Origin of the sequence: Pseudomonas hydrolytica, assembly GCF_021495345.1 — a bacterium.
Classification (GTDB): Bacteria; Pseudomonadota; Gammaproteobacteria; order Pseudomonadales; family Pseudomonadaceae; genus Aquipseudomonas; species Aquipseudomonas hydrolytica.
On sequence record NZ_CP099397.1, the window covers coordinates 1,898,288 to 1,914,385 of the forward strand.

Here is a 16,098-nt window from a genome sequence, read left to right on the forward strand (position 1 = left end):
GTCAGCGGCCCGGGCTACGGGCGATCCTGAGGTTGCAGCGGCAGGCTGAAGGTGGCGACGAAGCCGCCCTCCGGGTGGTTGGCCAGCAGCAGCTCACCGCCATGCCGCTGCGCGGCGCGGCGCGCGATGGCCAGGCCCAGGCCATGACCGCCACCGCTCTGCCCGGGGGCGCGGAAAAAGGGTTCGCCCAGCTGCGCCAGATGCTCGGCGGCCACCCCGGGGCCATGATCGCGGACGCTGAGCAGCAGGCGCTCGGCCTGGCGCCGGGCGCTGATCTCGATGGGCTGGCCGACGGGGTTGAAGCGCAGGGCGTTGCGCAGCAGGTTGTCCAGTGCCCGCTCCAGCATGTCCGGCCAGCCTTCCAGTCGCACATCCCGGTCGAGTTGAAACTGCAGCCGCTGCTCGGGGGCCGTCAGGCGCGCATCGTCCTGCAGCTTGCCCAGCATGGCGCCGAAATCGATTGGCTGCGCGGCGCCGGGGTCGGCATCCAGGCGGGCGAGGGCGAGGATTTCACTGATCAGGGCCTCCAGGCGGTCGCACTCCTGGCCAAGGCGTGGCCATAGCTTGTCGCGCTCGGCAGCGTCGGCGCGTTCGGCCAGGGCCAGGGCGATGCGCAGGCGTGCCAGCGGCGAGCGCAGTTCATGGGAGACGTCGCGCAGCAACTGGCGCTGACTGCCGATCAACCCCTGCAGGCGCTCGCCCATGCGGTTGAAGTCCTTGGCCAGCAGGCCCAATTCATCGCGGCGGGTGGCCAGGCGGGCCAGGCTGTTCTGCTGGTAGGCGGTCTGGCCAAGGTCGTGCACGGCGCCGCGCAGACGGTCCAGCGGGCGGGTGATGGACAGGGTCAACAGCAGGCTGAACAGGGTCAGCACCACCAGGGCGATGGCGATCGCACTCAGTGGCCAGAACAGGCTGGCTCGGTGCCAGGCGGCCAGTTCCGGATGCGGGATGCGGTAGATGAACAGGTAGCTTTCGCCGCTGTCCGGGCTGGTGTATTCGGCGGTCAGACGGCGCCAGGGCAGGTGACGGTCATCGCCATGACGTGCCTCGAAGGCTGCGGCGCGTGAGGGAAAGGTACCTTTGACCAGCTGCTGACCGCTTTCGCCGAGCACCTGGGTGTCGATGCGGTACTTGCGCTTGCGCTGTTCGAGAAAGTCCTGGGCGGCTGCCGGTCCATGCTGTTCGTAGCGTTTGGCCCATTTGCGGTCGAGACCGTCCAGGCCGGGGTGCAGGTTCAGAATCCAGGCGTCCTGATTCAGGGCGCGGCCGAGCAGCAATGACAGGCCGGCCACCAGTGCGATGGCCAGCCAGAAAGTGGCCAGGATGCGCCAGAACAGTGAACGCACGGGAGTTCCTCATGCAGAAGCCGCCGGGCCCGGCAAGGGCGCGGCGGCGGGTGGTCGGGGAAGACTCAGTTGGTCTTCTGGTCCTTCTCGGCTTTCCAGGCCTTGAACTCGGCCATTTCGGCACGGCGAGCCTCCATCTTCTTCTGGTGCTCGTCGAAGGCCTTCTGCTGCTCGGGGTTGAGCAGATCACGCAGCGCCTTGTGCTGGTCGGCGCGTGCCTTGTCCAGCTCCTGCTTCATGGCCTGTTTCTCGGCTTCCGGCAGCTTGTCCAGGTAGCGCTTGGTGATTTCACGATGGGTCTTCATCTGCTCGCCCATCAGCTTGCGAAATTCCTGACGCTGCTCCTTGCTCAGGTTGAGCTCCTTGAACATGCCGTGGTCGCGATCATGATGGCGCGGGCCGCCGTCTTTCATCGGCATGGCGAAGGCCAGGGTCGGCAGGGTGGCGGCGAGCAGCAGGGCGGTGAGGGTCTTGCGCATGGTGATTCTCCTTGTCTCGAAACCGGTAACGACCGGATGGGCTCAGTATGCGGCGGTCAAGGTCAAGGGCGGTCAGGCGTGGGTAAAGCTTGGGTAAAGGCAATGTTGCGCGCCGTTTACGCAACTGCGGCAGCGGGCGATCACGGGGCGTAGTAATAGCCGCGGCTGCGCAGGGCGAGGATGCGCGGGCGGCCGTCCGGGTGCGGGCCGAGCTTCTTGCGCAGGTTGCTGACGTGCATGTCCAGGCTGCGGTCGTACAGGGTCAGCTTGCGCCCCAGGGCCAGCTGAGCCAGTTCCTGTTTGTCCACGGGCTCGCCAGGCTGGCGCAGCAGCGCCTCGAGCAGGCGGCTCTCGGAAAGGGTCAGCGGCACGTCATGTTCGCCAATGCTGACCACGCCGCGGTTGGGGCTGAAGCTCAGGTCGCCCTGTTCCAGCTGGCTGCTGGTCGGCGCCGGAGCCGTGCGCCGCAGCACGGCGCGCAGGCGCGCGGTCAGCTCGCGTGGGTCGCAGGGCTTGGCCAGGTAGTCATCGGCGCCCAGCTCCAGACCCAGAATGCGGTCCAGCGGCTCGCCGCGGGCCGAGAGCATCAGCACCGGCAGCTCGGGATGTTCGCTGCGCAGTTGCTTGAGCAGTTCCAGCCCGCTGCCGTCTGGCAGCATCACATCCAGCACCACCGCGTCGGGGGCCTGTAGGGCCAGCGCCCGGCGGGCGTTGCCGGCCTCGTGACAGGCGGTGACCTGAAAACCCTCCTGAGTCAGCCAGCTGCTCAGCAGTTCGCACAGTTCCTGATCGTCGTCGATCAGCAGCAGCCGGCTCATGGCTCAGTTGATCCACTCGCGGCGGGTTTTGCGGCTGCCGCGCAGCAGGGCGCCCAGCAGTACGGAGATCAGGCTGAGCCCGGCGCCGAGGGCGAACCAGGTTTGCTCCTCGCTGAGCAGTGCGGGCTGCGTCTGCGCCTGGCTCTCCTTGAGCTGCAGGCGCAGGCGCTGGTTTTCCTGACGCAGGCGCTGCAGTTGCGCAGCGTTGCCTGCGGCTTCCTCGTTGCGTAACTGTTCGCTCTGCACCAGACGCTCCTGCAGCGCTTGCGCCTCTGTCGAGGGGGCTGCGGCGGGCGGGGTGGTTTCTTCCTCGGCCTGGGCCAGGGCGCAGGTCAGCAGCAGGGTGGCCAGCAATGACAGCGTGATCGAGCGCATCGCGATTCCTTAATGGGCGAGAGCGGCTAAGAGGAAGATCAGGGCAGCACTTTCTTGAACGGTTTGACCACCACGTTGGCGTAGACACCGGCGGCGCGGTAGGGGTCGGCGTCGGCCCAGCCCTGCGCGGCTTCCAGCGAGTCGAACTCGGCGACGATCAGGCTGCCGCTGAAGCCCGCCGGGCCCGGGTCGTTGCTGTCGATGGCCGGGTGCGGGCCGGCCAGAACCAGGCGTCCTTCCTGCTTGAGCTGCTCGAGGCGGGCCAGGTGGGCGGGGCGGGCAGCCAGGCGATGGTCCAGGGAGTTTTCGACGTCGGTGGCGATGATGGCGTAGAGCATCTCAGTCCTTATATTGGGTCGATTTGAGGTGAGGCGGGGCTTTTATGCCGTACGGCGGCAGCCAGAGGGCGGATGTGGGGCATAATAACAAACATCAATCTCAACGAAAGCGCCGCCATGATTGTCGATCTGCACTGCCACAGCACCGCCTCCGATGGCGCCCTGGCCCCGTCTGTACTGGTGGAGCGGGCCCATGCGCGTGGCGTGCGAGTGCTGGCTCTGACCGATCACGACACCCTGGAAGGGCTCGACGAGGCGCAGCGCACTGCGGCGGCTCTGGACATGCAACTAGTCAACGGCATCGAGCTGTCCTGCACCTGGGGCGGAGCCACCATTCATGTGCTGGGGTATGCCTTCGAGCGCGAAGCGCCGGCGCTGCGCCAGGCCATCGAGGCCTTGCACCAGGGGCGCTGGCAGCGCGCGCAGGAAATCGATCGACGCCTGGCTGCCAAGGGCATGCCCGGCGCCCTGGACGGCGCACGGGCTGTGCAGCAGGAGCTTGGCGACAGCGGCAACGCACCGGCGCGGCCGCATTTCGCCGAATTTCTGGTGCGGGCCGGGCATGTACGCGATCGCGCCGAGGCGTTTCGCAAGTGGTTGGGCTCGGGCAAGCTGGGCGACGTCAAACAGCACTGGCCGGTGCTGGAGGACACGCTGGCCACCTTGCGTGCGGCCAAGGCCTGGATCAGCCTGGCGCATCCCTGGCAGTACGACTTTACTCGCAGTAAGCGTCGGCGCTTGGTGGCCGACTTCGCCGCGGCAGGCGGGCATGCCCTGGAAGTGGTCAATGGCATGCAACCGGCCGAGCAGGTCGGCGGTCTGGCGATTCTGGCGCGTGAATTCGGCTTGATGGCCAGCGTCGGCAGCGACTTTCACGCGCCAGGCGACTGGTCCGAACTGGGCATGTACCGCCCGTTGCCTGATGACCTGACGGCGCTCTGGGAGCGCTTCGAACATGCACAGCCACCCACTGTCCCTTCATGAGCAGGATGCAAGTGTGAGCCAATTCTTCCAGGTCCACCCGGAGAACCCCCAGGCGCGCCTGATAAAACAGGCCGTGGAAATCATTCGCAGTGGTGGGGTGGTGGTCTATCCGACCGATTCCTCCTACGCCCTGGGTTGCGCCATCGGCGACAAGAATGCGGTCGAGCGCATTCGTCGCCTGCGTCAGCTCGACGACAAGCACAACTTCACCCTGGTCTGCCGCGACCTGTCGCAGATCGGCCTGTTCGCCAAGGTGGACACCGCCGCCTTCCGTCTGCTGAAGAACCACACGCCGGGCCCCTACACCTTCATCCTCAATGCCACCCGTGAAGTGCCGCGCATGCTGCTGCATCCCAAGCGCCGCACCATCGGCCTGCGCGTGCCCAGCCACCCGATCGCCCTGGCATTGCTCGAGCAGCTCGGCGAGCCGCTGATGAGCGTCAGCCTGATTCTGCCGGGTGACGAGCTGCCGATGTCCGACCCCTACGAGATGCGCCAGATACTCGAACATCAGGTCGAGCTGATCATCGACGGCGGCTTCGGCGGTCTGGAAGCGTCCACCGTGGTCAACCTGGCCGACGACACGCCGGAGATCCTGCGGGTGGGCTGTGGCGATCCTTCGCCATTCGTCGATCTGTAAGGCGGCCGCTGCACCTCGTCAGCGCTGCGCAGCGGCCCCTGGCCGGCTCAGAGGATCAGCACGACCAGAATCGCCACCAGCAGGATGATGACGAAGTCGGTGCCGCTCAGGGCGCCGGCGACCGGCATGCTGTCGATGCGCTGGGACAGGCTGGCGATTTCCGCAGGCGTCATGGCATCGACGCGCTGGCGCGCCAGATCCGGCGCCACGTCCATGCTCTGCAGGGCTTGCTGCACGTTGTCGCGGGCCAGGAAGTCATCGATCTTGGCACGGTCGGCGGCGAGGCTCTGTTCGGCGAGAACGTCCTGCGTGCCGATCATGCTGGCCTGGGCGGGCAGGGTGGCGACGAACAGGCAGACCATCAGCAGATGGCTGATCAGGGAGAGGAAATTCTTGTTCATGATGGGCTCCCGGTGGGTTGTGGTTCCGCCGGAATCACGACCCGCGGGGCGTTCGCCGGCATCGATGATTTGACTCCGCCGCCGACTGGCGGGTTCCGCCAACCTTTTCCGTTGTGCCCCCGGCTGCCCTATACTCCGCGGTCTTGTCTGTTGTTTCAGGTGGAACGGTTTGAGCCTTATCGACTCCGAGCGGCGGGTGCTGTCGGGAATGCGCCCCAGCGGTCGTCTGCATCTCGGGCATTACCATGGCGTGCTGAAGAGCTGGGTCAAGTTGCAGCACGAATACGACTGCTTCTTCTGCATCGTCGACTGGCATGCGCTGACCACCGACTACGCCGAGGTCGGCCAGCTGTCGCAGCACGTCATGGACATGGCGGTGGACTGGCTGGCCGCAGGCGTCAGCCCCAGTTCGGCGACCCTGTTCGTGCAGTCGCAGGTGCCCGAGCATGCCGAGCTGCACCTGCTGCTGTCGATGATCTGCCCGCTGAGCTGGCTGGAGCGGGTGCCCTCCTACAAGGAGCAGCAGGAACGTCAGAACGGCAAGGACCTGGCCACCTACGGCTTTCTCGGCTACCCGCTGTTGCAGGCGGCGGACATCCTGCTCTATCGCGCCGGGCTGGTGCCGGTGGGGGCCGACCAGTTGCCGCATATCGAGTTCGCCCGCGAAGTGGCGCGGCGCTTCAATCATCTGTATGGCAGCGAGCCGGACTTCGAGCTGAAGGCCGAGGCCGCCATCGGCAAGCTGGGCAAGAAGGCGGGCAGGCTCTACAGCAGCCTGCGCAAGGCCTATCAGGAGCAGGGTGACGCCGAGGCCCTGGAAACCGCCCGCGCGCTGCTCAAGGAGCAGAGCAACATCACCCTGGGCGATCAGGAGCGTCTGTTCGGCTACCTCGAGGGATCCGCCAAGGTGATCCTCGCCGAGCCTCAGCCTCTGCTCGCCGATCCCTCGCGGGTGCCTGGTCTGGACGGGCAGAAGATGGCCAAGTCCAGCGGCAATGCGATCTTCCTGCGTGACGGCGATGCCGAACTCGAGGAGAAGCTGCGGCGCATGCCCACCGACCCGGCGCGCGTGCATCGCGATGACCCGGGTGAGCCGCAGCGCTGCCCCGTCTGGTCGCTGCATCAGCTGTACTCGCCCGATGAGCGCTTGCACTGGGTGGTGGAGGGCTGCCGAAGCGCCTCCATCGGTTGCCTCGACTGCAAGAGCGCGCTGTGTTCTGCCGTGCAAACCGAGCTGGCGCCGCTGCGGCTGCGCGCCATCGACTACGAAGACAGCCCCGACCTGGTACGCAGCATTCTCGCCGAGGGCGCCGAGCGTGCCCGTGACGAGGCGCGCGATACCCTGGCCGAGGTGCGCCTGGCCATGGGCCTGAATTACCGTTGAGGAGCGCCAGCCGATGACCGAGCCCGTCACGCCAGCTGCCGATAGCCAGGCCGGTGCACAGCAGGAGCTGCCGTTCGCCCTGGTCTACGGCGAGGCGGTCACCGAGCTGCCGCTGGATCTGTATATCCCGCCGGATGCGCTGGAAGTGTTTCTCGAAGCCTTCGAGGGCCCGCTGGACCTGCTGCTCTACCTCATCCGCAAGCAGAACATCGACATCCTCGACATCCCGGTGGCGGAAATCACCCGCCAGTACATGGGCTACGTCGAACTGATGCACACGGTGCGTCTGGAGCTGGCCGCCGAGTATCTGGTGATGGCCGCGATGCTCGCCGAGATCAAGTCGCGCATGTTGCTGCCGCGCTCGGCCGAATCGGAGGAGGAAGAGGACGACCCGCGCGCCGAGCTGATTCGCCGTCTGCAGGAGTACGAACGCTTCAAGGCCGCGGCCGAAGGCCTGGACGAGCTGCCGCGGGTTGGCCGCGACGTCACGGTGCCCAGGCTGGACGCGCCCGAAGCGCGGGCGCGCAAGCTGCTGCCGGACGTCAGCCTGGAAGAGCTGCTGCTGTCGATGGCCGAGGTGCTGCGTCGCGCCGACATGTTCGAGAGCCATCAGATCACCCGTGAAGCCCTGTCCACCCGCGAGCGCATGAGCGAAGTGCTGGAGCGCCTCAAGGGTGGTGGCTTCGTGCCGTTCGTCGAGCTGTTCGCCGCGGAGGAAGGGCGTCTCGGTGTGGTGGTCACCTTCATGGCGGTGCTCGAATTGATCAAGGAATCTCTGGTCGAGCTGGTGCAGAATGAGCCTTTCGCCGCCATCCATGTACGAGCCCGTGCCGAATGAACCTGAACGACCCCAAAGAACTGGCCCAGTTGCTCGAAGCCTTTCTGCTGGCTTCCGGCAAGGCGCAGTCGCTGGAACGTCTTTTCGAACTCTTCGAGGAGGGCGAGCGGCCCGAGCCGGAGCAGTTCAAGGCTGCGCTGGAAATCCTGCGTCAGTCCTGCGAGGGCCGGGCCTTCGAGCTCAAGGAAGTCGCTTCGGGCTATCGCCTGCAGGTGCGTGAGCGTTTCGCGCCCTGGGTCGGCCGCCTGTGGGAGGAGCGTCCCCAGCGCTATTCCCGTGCGCTGCTGGAAACCCTGGCGCTGATCGCCTACCGCCAGCCCATCACCCGCGGCGAGATCGAGGATGTGCGGGGCGTGGCGGTCAACAGCAACATCACCAAGACCTTGCTCGAGCGCGAGTGGATTCGCGTGGTGGGCTATCGCGACGTGCCCGGTCGCCCGGCGATGTTCGCCACCACCAAGGGCTTTCTCGATCATTTCAACCTGAAAAGCCTGGACGAGCTGCCGCCGCTCGCCGCCCTGCGCGAACTGGAACCGGAGCCGGAACTGGCTCTGGACGACGATGCCGAGGTGCCCCAGGGCCTGCAGGCGCGCGCCGATCTGGCACTGCAGGAAGAGGGCGAGCCTGGCGAGCCGCGCGAGGAAACCAGCTTCCGCAGCCTGCTGGCCGAGCTGGACTCGATGGAGCAGGGGCTCAAGACCGACTTCGATGACCTGCGTCTGGAGGAGGACGAGGGTGCGCCTGCCGAGCCCGACCTGGCCGACATGCAAGGTGACGAACCGTTGCATTGACGGCGTTTAAGCAGGGCATCGAATCCTTCAATCTCCTTCTCGCTCACCGAGCCCTTATTCTTGCGCGCAACCGATCCATCCTGATCGAGGCGATCAATGAGCAAGAATCCCTGCATCAAGGTCTGTGAGTTCGAACGGGACATCTGCTTGGGCTGCGGCCGCAGCCGCCAGGAAATCAAGGGCTGGAAGCGTCTGAGCAAGAGCGAGCGCCTGATGCTGCTGGCCGAAGCCGATATGCGCCTGCTGGCGCTGGAGGCCACTGGCCGTCGCAAGCACTGACCGCAAAGCTTCCATAATGCCCGGCTCATAGGCCAAAGCGTCGTCCGAGTCTGGGCCGCTGCCAGTCAGTGCAGGGTGTTTATCCGGGCGAATGCTGCGCCATCGTCTACCCTATGGGCTCCACTACGCGTATGATGCGCGCCCTTCGATCATCCATCACTACACCGGGAGGTGCCCGAGATGACAGAGCACGAACAACCGCGCCCTGCAGGCGAGAAACTGCAGAAAGTCCTGGCCCGCATGGGCCTCGCGTCCCGTCGCGAAATCGAAACCTGGATCGGCGAAGGCCGGGTCAAGGTCAATGGCGCCGCTGCCACCCTGGGCCAGCGTGTCGATGCCAACGACGCCATCGCCCTCGATGGTCGCCTGCTCAAGCGCGAAGAGATCACCGGCTCGGTGCGTCGCGTTCTGATCTACAACAAGCCCGATGGCGAGATCTGCACCCGTGACGACCCGGAAGGCCGTCCTACCGTGTTCGACCGTCTGCCACGCCCCAAGGAAGGTCGCTGGATCAATATCGGTCGCCTCGACATCAACACCACCGGGCTGCTGCTGTTCACCACTGACGGTGAACTGGCCAACCGCCTGATGCACCCCTCCTACCAGATGGACCGCGAGTACGCGGTGCGTGTGCGCGGCGAGGTGACCGAGGAGATGCTGGAGAACCTCAAGAAAGGCGTGATGCTCGAAGACGGTCCGGCCAAGTTCACCGACATCAAGGAAGCGCCGGGTGGCGAGGGCTTCAACCACTGGTATCACTGCGTGGTGATGGAAGGCCGCAACCGCGAGGTGCGCCGTCTGTGGGAATCCCAGGGGCTGGTGGTCAGCCGTCTGAAGCGCGTGCGCTTCGGTCCGGTATTCCTGACGTCCGACCTGACCATGGGCCGCTGGCGTGAAATGGATCAGCGCGAAGTGGACATCCTCAGCGCCGAGGTGGGACTGGCGCCGCAGGCGCTGCCGGCGATGAAGGAGAAAACGCGCGAGAAGCTCGACCGCCTGCAGCGCAAGTCGGCCAAGCCGGTGGAGGTGCGTGGCAAGCGCGTGCTGCGTCCGGCCAAGGACGAAGCCGGTGCCGAAGGCGCTCGCCCGAGCCGTGCGCCGCGCCGTGACGATGGCGAGCAGCGCGCCCCACGCGGCCCGCGCAAGGAAGGCGGCGAGCGTCGCGAAAGCGGTCGCGGTACGCCGGTGGCCGAGCGTCCGGGCGACGTGAAGAAGCGTCAGCCGCGCCCGGCGGTGGAGCTGGCCGACCGCCCGGCGCGCAAGCCGCGTCCGGCAACACCGGGCAAGCGTCCGCCGGCTGGCGACGGCCAGCGTCCGGGCTTCGGTCGCAAGCGCTGACAGTCGTTCATGAAAAAGGGCCCTCGCAGGGCCCTTTTTCGTTACTGCTGCGTCGTTTCAACCGGCCATGGTCAGGCGGTTGCGTCCTTCGCGCTTGGCCACATACAGGGCGCTGTCGGCGCGGCGCAGCAGGCTTTCACCGGATTCGCCCGGCAACAGGCTGGCGCAGCCCAGGCTGATGGAAACCTCGATCGGCCGGCCGGCATCCAGACACTGCAGCTCGAGCACGGCAAAGCGCAGGCGTTCGCCCACCAGGGCTGCCCCTTCGCGATTGGTGCCGGAGAGAATCACCAGAAACTCCTCGCCGCCGTAGCGGAACACCATATCGATGTTGCGCAGCTGGTTTTTCAGCGTTTGCGCGACGGCCTTCAGTACCTCGTCGCCCAGCGCGTGGCCGTGGCTGTCGTTGATGACCTTGAAATGATCGATGTCGAGCATCAGCAGCGACAGCGGCTGCAGATTGCGGCGGGCCAGATCCACCTCGCGTTGCAGCACCTGGTCCATGGCGATGCGGTTGCCGGTGTCGGTCAGCGGGTCGCGCAGCGCACTCTTCAGCGCGGTGCGGTACAGCAGCGCGTTGCGCAGGGGGAACAGCAGGCAGGCCAGCAGCGATTCCAGCTGCGCCAGCTCGTCGTCGGAAAAGCGCTGCTTGCGCCGGAAGATCAGTTCACCCAGGTACTCACCTTCATGACTCAGGCGGTAGCCGGCCGAGTGCGGGGCGCGCTCGCCCAGCTCCAGGCGCAGGTCATGCGAGGGATGCTGAAAGGCCAGGGCATCGAGGGGGACCAGCCGCTGCACCTCGCGAAAGAACAGGCTGAGGATGCGTTCGACATCCAGGCTGGTCTGCAGCTGCAGGCTCAGCTGCTGACGCAACATGACCAGGCTGACGGGCTTGAGTGGCAGATTGCGGTTGCCGGTGAAGCCGAGGCGCTGCAGCTTGGCGGCGTCGAAATCGATGGTGTTGGACTGGTTGGGGGGGACCATGGAGCTGAACCTCTGGCGCGATGGTGCGACAAGAGGGTTAGAGCGAAAAGCGTGCCAGGTGGTTCAAATGAGCTGAAAATCCTGTGAAGTCAGTCACTTAGTGGTAGTGGCAGGCGGCCATCCCTTGCCGTTTGCCGGTTGTCTGGCGTGCCAGGTGGCAATGTGATGCCGTTCACGTTTGTCGGCGGCAACTTTCTGTCGCGAGCCACCCCAGCGCCAGGCGCTGGGGCATCGGCTCGTCACTGAGCGTCGAAAGCCTGGCCGTTGACGCCGCTGCTGTCCGGCCCCATCAGATAGAGGTAGACGGGCATGATCTCTTCCGGCGCTGGACGGGTGGCCGGGTTCTCGCCCGGGTAGGCCTGGGCGCGCATGGCGGTGCGGGTAGCGCCCGGGTTGACGCTGTTGGCGCGCACGTTACTGATGCCGTCCAGCTCGTCCGCCATCACCTGCATCAGGCCTTCGGTGGCGAACTTGGATACTGCGTAGGCGCCCCAATAGGCCCGGCCCTTGCGCCCGACGCTGCTGGAGGTGAATACCACCGAGGCGTCCTGCGACAGCTTGAGCAGCGGCAGCAGGGTGCTGCTGAGCATGAACATGGCGTTGACGTTGACGTGCATCACGCGCATGAAGTTGTCGCCGGAGAGTTGTTCCAGCGGCGTGCGCGGGCCGAGGATCGAGGCGTTGTGCAGCAGGCCGTCGAGGCGGCCGAATTCGTTCTCGATCATCACCGCCAGCTCGTCGTACTGGTGCGGCAGAGCGGTTTCCAGGTTGAAGGGGATCACCACCGGCTGCGGATGACCGGCGGCCTCGATCTCGTCGTAGACCTGGCTCAGGTTGGCTTCGGTCTTGCCCAGCAGCAAAACGGTGGCGCCGTGGGCGGCGAAGCTCTTGGCCGCAGCCGCACCGATGCCGCGGCCGGCGCCGGTGATCAGGATCACCCGATCCTTGAGCAGGTCGGGACGGGCGGTGTAGTCGAACATGTTCAGGGTCCTTCGCGATGCTGAAATGGGGCGGGGCATGCCCGCCAAAACAGAGGAGAGGTGGCTTAGCAGCTGCAGAGCGCCCGATCGAGAACGGCGCGCAGCTCCAGCGGGTGATCCACGACCACGTCGGCGCCCCAGTTGCGCGGGTTGTCTTCGGGGTGGATATAACCGTAGGTGACCGCTGCGGTTCTGCAGCCGGCGGCGCGTCCGGATTCGATGTCGCGCTCGTCGTCACCGATGAACAGCACCTCTTGCGGCTGTACGCCGATCTTCTCGCAGGCCAGCAGCAGCATGTCCGGTGCGGGCTTGCTCAGCGCCACGTGATCCGGGCACACCAGCACCGCCGAGCGCTCGGCGAGATTCAGGCGATGCATGATCGGCTCGGCGTAGCGCAGCGGCTTGTTGGTGGCCACGCCCCACGGCAGACGCGCCTGTTCGATGTCGACGAGCAGCGCTTCGATGCCGTCGAAGGGGCGAGTCAGTACCGCGCAATGCTCCTGATAACGTTCGAGGAACTCCTGGCGCAGGGTCTCGAAGGCGGCCGAATCCGGGTCTTCAGCGAAGGCGCAGGCAACCATGGCGCGCGCGCCTCCCGACACCTGGTCGCGAATGGCCTTGTCCGCCAGCGGCGGTAGGCCCCGCGCGCTCCGCATGGCCTGAGTGACGGCAATGAAGTCCGGCGCCGAGTCGAGCAGGGTGCCGTCCATGTCGAACAGTACTGCGCGCAAACGCATCAGGCTTTCCTCAGCGTCTGGATCATGTAGTTGACGTCGACATCGGCTTCCAGCTTGTAATGCTTGGTCAGTGGGTTATAGGTCAGGCCGATGATGTCCTTGACCTCCAGCCCGGCTGCGCGGCTCCAGGCGCCCAGCTCGGACGGGCGGATGAATTTCTTGAAGTCGTGGGTGCCGCGCGGCAGCAGGCGCAGGATGTACTCGGCGCCGATCACTGCGAACAGGTAGGACTTCGGGTTGCGGTTGATGGTGGAGAAGAACACCTGGCCGCCCGGCTTGACCAACCTGTGGCAGGCGCGGATCACCGAGGACGGATCGGGCACGTGCTCGAGCATCTCCAGGCAGGTGACCACGTCGAACTGGCCGGGCATCTCCTCGGCCAGGGCTTCGGCGGTGATCTGCCGGTACTCGACCTCGACTCCGGACTCCAGCTGATGCAGCTGCGCCACCGACAGTGGCGCTTCACCCATGTCGATGCCCGTCACCGTGGCGCCGCGCTGGGCCATGGCCTCGCTGAGGATGCCGCCGCCACAACCGACGTCGAGCACGCGCTTGCCGGCCAGGCCGACGCGCTCGTCGATCCAGTTGACCCGCAGCGGATTGATGTCGTGCAGGGGTTTGAACTCGCTCTCGCGGTCCCACCAGCGGTGTGCCAGGGCCTCGAATTTGGCGATTTCGGCGCGGTCGACGTTGCTCATAAGCATCTCTTTCAAAGCAGGGAAAGCGTATTGCCGCCATGTTGCCAGTTTCGGCGCCGGCATGGGACGGCTCGGGGTCGTTCAATGTATGTCAGTTTGTCGCAGTGGTGGTGCCGTCGTGCCGCGGTCATTTTCTGGCGATTTTCTCGCCCCAGGCGCGGGCCTTGGCGATTAGCTCGCCTTCGTCCATGCGCGTCAGGCGCCCGTCGTCCAGCAGCTGCTTGCCGCCGACCCACACATGCTTCACGCAATCTCGGCCGCTGGCGTAGATGAGCTGCGAGATCGGGTCGTAGATCGGCTGCTGGGCCAGGCCGGAAAGATCGAAGGCGACCACGTCGGCCAGTTTGCCCGGCTCCAGGGAGCCGGTCTGGGTTTCAAGGCCCAGTGCGCGGGCGCCATTGAGGGTGGCCATGCGCAAGGCGCTGTGGGCATTGAGGGCGGTGGCCGACCCGGCGACGGCCTTGGCCAGCAAGGCGGCGGTGCGGGTTTCGCCGAGCAGATCGAGATCATTGTTGCTCGCCGCCCCGTCGGTGCCGATGGCGACATTGACGCCGGCCTGCCACAGGCGTTCGACCGGGCAGAAGCCGCTGGCCAGTTTCAGGTTGGATTCGGGGCAGTGCACGACGCTGCAGTTGTGCTCCACCAGCAGCGCCAGATCCTCGTCATCGATCTGCGTCATGTGTATCGCCTGGAAGCGCGGGCCGAGCAGGCCGAGGCGAGCCAGGCGCGCCAGCGGGCGCTCGCCGTGCTTGCTGACGGCCTCGGCGACTTCCTGGGCGGTTTCGTGCACGTGCATATGAATGCCGGCATCCAGCTCGTCAGCCAGCACGCGGATCTGTTCCAGCTTGTCGTCGCTGACCGTGTAGGGTGCGTGGGGGCCAAAGGCGATGCGGATGCGCGGGTGCTGCTTGAGGTCATCGAACAGTTGCAGGCCCTTGCGCAGCGCCTCGGCAGCGTTCAGGGCGCCGGGCACCGGGAAGTCCAGTACCGGGACGGTGATCTGTGCGCGCACACCGGCATTGTGCACGCACTCGGCGGCGGTCTGCGGGTAGAAATACATGTCCGAGAAGCAGCTGATGCCGCCCTTGATCTGCTCGGCGATGGCCAGATCGGTGCCGTCGCGGACGAAATCCTCGTCGACCCACTTGCCCTCGGCGGGCCAGATGTGGTCGTGCAGCCAGGTCATCAGCGGCAGGTCGTCGGCAATGCCGCGCAGCAGGGTCATGGCGGCGTGGCCGTGGGCGTTGATCAGTCCGGGGGCGATCAGGCATTGCGGCAGCTCTCGCACCTGCGTTGCCGGATGGCGCAGCGCCTCGGCGCGTGGGGCGATCAGGGCGATACGCCCATCGCGAATGCCCAGGCCGTGATCGCGCAGCACGACCCCGGCTGGCTCCACGGGCACCAGCCAGGTGGGCAGCAGCAACAGGTCGAGAGGGGCTTCGGGCATGAGGATTGTCCGTCTGGCTTGATCGGTGCAGGGAAGGTGGCCAGTGTATAGATGAACGCGCGTAGCTTGAAGTCGTGAGGACGTGCCGGATTGTTCGGCTGGCGCCTGCCGGTCTGCGTATAATCCGCGATTTTTTGGCGGTTAAGGATGGAGTGCGCGATGCGCGAGCAATTGCTGGCGGTGGAGAGGGTTCAGGCAATCGAGTGGCGCGACGGCGCGCTGTATCTGCTCGATCAGCGCCTGCTGCCGCATCGGCAGACCTGGTTGCGCTTCGACCATGCTGCAGAAGTGGCCGATGCGATTCGCGACATGGTGGTGCGCGGCGCACCGGCCATTGGTATCGCCGCCGCCTATGGCCTGGTGCTGGGGGCTCGCGCCCGGCTGCAGGCCGGTGGGGACTGGCGTGAGGCGCTGGAGACGGATTTTGCCCGTCTCGAGCAGTCGCGGCCTACGGCGGTGAATCTGTTCTGGGCGCTGCAGCGCATGCGCGAGCGTCTGGCACGGCTCAAGGACGATGGCGAGGTGCTGGGGCAGCTGGAGGCCGAGGCGGTCGGCATTCACGCCAGTGACCGCGAGGCCAATCTGACCATGGCGCAGCTGGGCATGGAGCTGATTCGCAAGCATCAGGGCAATCCGCAGGTGGTGCTGACCCATTGCAATGCCGGAGCGCTGGCTACCGGTGGCTTCGGTACGGCGCTGGGGGTGATTCGTGCCGCGCATCTGGAAGGCTTGCTCGAGCATGTCTATGTCGATGAAACCCGGCCCTGGCTGCAGGGGGCGCGGCTGACCGCCTGGGAGCTGGCCGGCGATGGCGTGCCGGTCAGTCTGAATGTCGATGCGGCTGCGGCGCACCTGATGAAGACCAAGGGCATCACCTGGGTAATAGTCGGCGCCGATCGGATCACGGCAAACGGTGATGTCGCCAACAAGATCGGCACCTACCAGCTGGCGGTCAACGCCATGCACCACGGCGTGCGCTTCATGGTGGTGGCGCCCAGCTCGACCATCGACATGAGTCTGGAAAGTGGCGACGACATCCTGCTGGAGGAGCGCAGTGGCAGCGAGCTGCTGGAAGTGGCGGGGCAGCCGGTGGCAGCCGATGTGCCTGCGGTCAACCCGGTCTTCGATGTGACGCCGGCGGATCTGGTCGACTACATCGTGACCGAGAAGGGTGTGATCGAGCGTCCGGACAGCGCCAAGCTGGCGCAACTGATGTGCCGCAAGCGACTGCACTGAGTTCG

At 66.0% G+C, this 16,098-nt stretch carries 19 protein-coding genes; 8 read left to right on the forward strand and 11 right to left on the reverse strand.

Features of this window, described 5'->3' with window-relative positions; translation table 11 throughout:
* Positions 1-14: 14 nt before the first annotated feature.
* From L1F06_RS08755 to L1F06_RS08775, 5 genes are all read right to left on the reverse strand, one after another.
* Positions 15-1,346: a sensor histidine kinase gene (locus L1F06_RS08755; RefSeq protein WP_129483578.1), complete on the reverse strand. Its 1,332-nt coding sequence runs from the start codon at positions 1,344-1,346 to the stop codon at positions 15-17.
* 65 nt (positions 1,347-1,411) lie between these two features.
* On the reverse strand, positions 1,412-1,825 hold the full coding sequence (locus L1F06_RS08760; RefSeq protein ID WP_012018312.1) for a Spy/CpxP family protein refolding chaperone: 414 nt from the start codon (positions 1,823-1,825) through the stop codon (positions 1,412-1,414).
* A gap of 140 nt (positions 1,826-1,965) precedes the next feature.
* Positions 1,966-2,643 (reverse strand): response regulator transcription factor, encoded by a 678-nt coding sequence (locus tag L1F06_RS08765; RefSeq protein WP_012018313.1) that lies wholly within the window; start codon positions 2,641-2,643, stop codon positions 1,966-1,968.
* A gap of 3 nt (positions 2,644-2,646) precedes the next feature.
* Positions 2,647-3,018: an SH3 domain-containing protein gene (locus L1F06_RS08770; protein ID WP_129483577.1), complete on the reverse strand. Its 372-nt coding sequence runs from the start codon at positions 3,016-3,018 to the stop codon at positions 2,647-2,649.
* A gap of 38 nt (positions 3,019-3,056) precedes the next feature.
* Positions 3,057-3,356: a YciI family protein gene (locus L1F06_RS08775; RefSeq protein ID WP_129483576.1), complete on the reverse strand. Its 300-nt coding sequence runs from the start codon at positions 3,354-3,356 to the stop codon at positions 3,057-3,059.
* Positions 3,357-3,473: 117 nt separating this feature from the next.
* On the opposite strand from L1F06_RS08775, the gene L1F06_RS08780 reads away from it, so the two are divergent.
* Both L1F06_RS08780 and L1F06_RS08785 read left to right on the forward strand, forming a co-directional pair.
* Positions 3,474-4,340 (forward strand): PHP domain-containing protein, encoded by an 867-nt coding sequence (locus L1F06_RS08780; protein WP_003243516.1) that lies wholly within the window; start codon positions 3,474-3,476, stop codon positions 4,338-4,340.
* A 13-nt stretch (positions 4,341-4,353) separates the two neighbouring features.
* Complete coding sequence (locus L1F06_RS08785) at positions 4,354-4,980, forward strand: L-threonylcarbamoyladenylate synthase (RefSeq protein WP_003243518.1); 627 nt, start codon at positions 4,354-4,356, stop codon at positions 4,978-4,980.
* 47 nt (positions 4,981-5,027) lie between these two features.
* Here the strand turns inward: L1F06_RS08785 and L1F06_RS08790 are convergent, their stop codons facing one another.
* The gene (locus L1F06_RS08790; protein WP_003243520.1) at positions 5,028-5,381 is read right to left on the reverse strand and encodes a PA2779 family protein; all 354 of its coding nucleotides are present in this window, start codon (positions 5,379-5,381) and stop codon (positions 5,028-5,030) included.
* A 208-nt stretch (positions 5,382-5,589) separates the two neighbouring features.
* On the opposite strand from L1F06_RS08790, the gene L1F06_RS08795 reads away from it, so the two are divergent.
* From L1F06_RS08795 to rluB, 5 genes are all read left to right on the forward strand, one after another.
* Positions 5,590-6,765, forward strand: a complete 1,176-nt coding sequence (locus tag L1F06_RS08795; RefSeq protein ID WP_041772853.1) for a tryptophan--tRNA ligase — start codon at positions 5,590-5,592, stop codon at positions 6,763-6,765.
* A gap of 13 nt (positions 6,766-6,778) precedes the next feature.
* Positions 6,779-7,603, forward strand: a complete 825-nt coding sequence (locus tag L1F06_RS08800) for a segregation and condensation protein A (protein ID WP_003243524.1) — start codon at positions 6,779-6,781, stop codon at positions 7,601-7,603.
* Positions 7,600-8,394 carry an SMC-Scp complex subunit ScpB gene (gene scpB, locus L1F06_RS08805; protein ID WP_096826760.1) on the forward strand — a complete coding sequence of 265 codons (795 nt, stop codon included), beginning with the start codon at positions 7,600-7,602 and terminating at the stop codon, positions 8,392-8,394. The genes L1F06_RS08800 and scpB overlap by 4 nt, the downstream gene beginning before the upstream one ends.
* A 96-nt stretch (positions 8,395-8,490) precedes the next feature.
* A complete protein-coding gene (locus tag L1F06_RS08810; RefSeq protein ID WP_003243528.1) occupies positions 8,491-8,673 on the forward strand; it encodes a DUF1289 domain-containing protein in 183 nt (60 codons plus the stop codon).
* Positions 8,674-8,853: 180 nt separating this feature from the next.
* Positions 8,854-10,011: a 23S rRNA pseudouridine(2605) synthase RluB gene (rluB, locus tag L1F06_RS08815; protein ID WP_129483575.1), complete on the forward strand. Its 1,158-nt coding sequence runs from the start codon at positions 8,854-8,856 to the stop codon at positions 10,009-10,011.
* A gap of 57 nt (positions 10,012-10,068) precedes the next feature.
* On the opposite strand, the gene L1F06_RS08820 is transcribed toward rluB, so the two are convergent.
* The 5 genes from L1F06_RS08820 to L1F06_RS08840 form a co-directional block, all read right to left on the reverse strand.
* A complete protein-coding gene (locus tag L1F06_RS08820; protein WP_129483574.1) occupies positions 10,069-10,995 on the reverse strand; it encodes a GGDEF domain-containing protein in 927 nt (308 codons plus the stop codon).
* Positions 10,996-11,234: 239 nt separating this feature from the next.
* Positions 11,235-11,975, reverse strand: coding sequence for a YciK family oxidoreductase (locus L1F06_RS08825; RefSeq protein ID WP_003243533.1), 741 nt, complete (start codon positions 11,973-11,975; stop codon positions 11,235-11,237).
* Positions 11,976-12,040: 65 nt separating this feature from the next.
* Positions 12,041-12,712 (reverse strand): N-acetylmuramic acid 6-phosphate phosphatase MupP, encoded by a 672-nt coding sequence (mupP, locus tag L1F06_RS08830; RefSeq protein ID WP_129483573.1) that lies wholly within the window; start codon positions 12,710-12,712, stop codon positions 12,041-12,043.
* Positions 12,712-13,410: a bifunctional 2-polyprenyl-6-hydroxyphenol methylase/3-demethylubiquinol 3-O-methyltransferase UbiG gene (ubiG, locus tag L1F06_RS08835; RefSeq protein ID WP_041772856.1), complete on the reverse strand. Its 699-nt coding sequence runs from the start codon at positions 13,408-13,410 to the stop codon at positions 12,712-12,714. The genes mupP and ubiG overlap by 1 nt, the downstream gene beginning before the upstream one ends.
* Positions 13,411-13,537: 127 nt before the next feature.
* A complete protein-coding gene (locus L1F06_RS08840) occupies positions 13,538-14,857 on the reverse strand; it encodes a TRZ/ATZ family hydrolase (protein ID WP_129483572.1) in 1,320 nt (439 codons plus the stop codon).
* 159 nt (positions 14,858-15,016) lie between these two features.
* Between L1F06_RS08840 and mtnA the strand changes: the two genes are divergently transcribed.
* On the forward strand, positions 15,017-16,093 hold the full coding sequence (gene mtnA, locus L1F06_RS08845; protein ID WP_129483571.1) for an S-methyl-5-thioribose-1-phosphate isomerase: 1,077 nt from the start codon (positions 15,017-15,019) through the stop codon (positions 16,091-16,093).
* The last annotated feature ends 5 nt before the right edge of the window (positions 16,094-16,098 follow it).